The 1588-nt window shown below is 75.9% G+C and carries 1 protein-coding gene; it reads right to left on the bottom strand.

All coding sequences use genetic code 11. The annotated features are described in order from the left end of the window. The coding region (locus ABZ641_RS36670; RefSeq protein WP_359988870.1) for a family 10 glycosylhydrolase at window positions 1–1251 on the bottom strand (1251 nt) is incomplete at its 3' end. Window positions 1252–1588: the final 337 nt, after the last annotated feature.

Here is a 1588-nt window from a genome sequence, read left to right on the forward strand (position 1 = left end):
CGGGGGAGTGCCGCCGGCGAGCCGTGGCAGCAGCGGGGGCAGGGCGGGGCGGTGCCAGTGGTCGGCGGTGAGCCGGGCGACGGCGCCGATCGGGTCGGTGCGGACGTTGCGGGCGCTGAACAGGATCTGGCCGCCGATCTGCGGCAGCGTGGCGTCCAGGTCGAGGTGGCGGGAGAGTTCGGCCGGGTCCTGCCAGGCGGGGGCCTCGCCCGCGGCGCCGGCGCGGTAGGCGGCCTGGCCGGTCCAGAGCAGGGTGTCCCGGGCGGCGGTCTGCGCGGCCCACCAGCGGGCGAGGGCCGCGTAGTCGGCCTGCGGGTGGCCGAGGTGCCAGTACAGCTGCGGGGCGACGTAGTCGAGCAGGCCGTCCTGCACCCAGCCCAGCGAGTCGGCGTACAGCCCGTCGTAGGACTGGAAGGCGGCGGTGGCCGAGCCCCGCGGGTCGGTCGCGGCGTTGCGCCAGATGCCGAACGGGCTGACACCGAAGGCCGCCTCGGGCCGCACCGCCCGTACCAGGTCGCGCAGTTCGCGGATCAGCTGGTCGACGTTGCGCCGCCGCCAGGCCGCCCGGTCGGTGGCGCCGGCGCCGTACGCGGTGAAGGAGGCGTCGTCGGGGAAGGGCCGGCCGGCGGCGGGGTAGGGGTAGAAGTAGTCGTCGAGGTGGACGCCGTCGACCTGGTAGCGGGCCACCGCGTCCAGGATCGCCTGTTCGACGAAGGCGCGGGCGGCGGGGACGCCGGGGTCGTAGTAGAGGCGCCCGCCGTAGGAGACCGTCCACTCGGGGTGGCGGCGGGCCGGGTGGTGGGCGGCGAGCCGTGCGGGGTCGTCGTGCTGGGCGATCCGGTACGGGTTGAACCAGGCGTGGAAGGCGAGGCCGCGGGCGTGTGCGGCGTCGACCAGGAAGCGCATCGGGTCCCAGCCCGGGTCCTGCCCCTGGACGCCGGTCAGCCACTGCGACCAGGGCTCGTACCGGGAGGGCCAGAAGGCGTCCGCGGTCGGCCGGACCTGCACGAACACCGCGTTGGCGCCGGTTGCCGCCGCGGCGTCGAGCAGGTCGTCGTACGCGGCGCGCAGCTGCGCCTCGGGGAGGCCGGGTGCGGGGGGCCAGTCGATGTGGTCGACCGTCGCGATCCAGACGCCGCGCAGCCGCCGCGGCGGCGGCCCGGCGGCGGCCGTGGCGGGCCGTGCCGCGGCGGTCAGGGTCAGCGCACCGAGGCCGCCCAGGAAGAGCCGGCGGGACGGACGCGGCGGCATGGCGGCTCCCGGGGGTGAGGGTGGTGCCACTCTCACCGCCCGGGGCCGGCGGTGTCGCGGCACCGCGCCGTCGGCGTCCTCCGCACGGGGGAATTGCGGGGTGAATTGTCGCCGATCTCCGTGCCACCGGCGACTTCTGACGTCCGATCGGGGAGAAGGTGGTGCCCGGCTCCACTCCTCGGGAGGCAACACCGTGCTCACTGTGCCCGTCCGGCTGCTGGCGGTGCCGCTCGCCGTCGTGCTCGCCGCGCTGCCCGCGGGGCCGACTCCATGAAGTCTTCGAAGATCCCGCGGCAGGGATACGCGCCGCGCAGGGTCCGCGAGAAATCCAACAAGT

This window comes from Kitasatospora sp. NPDC007106, from assembly GCF_040634455.1.
Taxonomy (GTDB): Bacteria; Actinomycetota; Actinomycetes; order Streptomycetales; family Streptomycetaceae; genus Kitasatospora; species Kitasatospora arboriphila.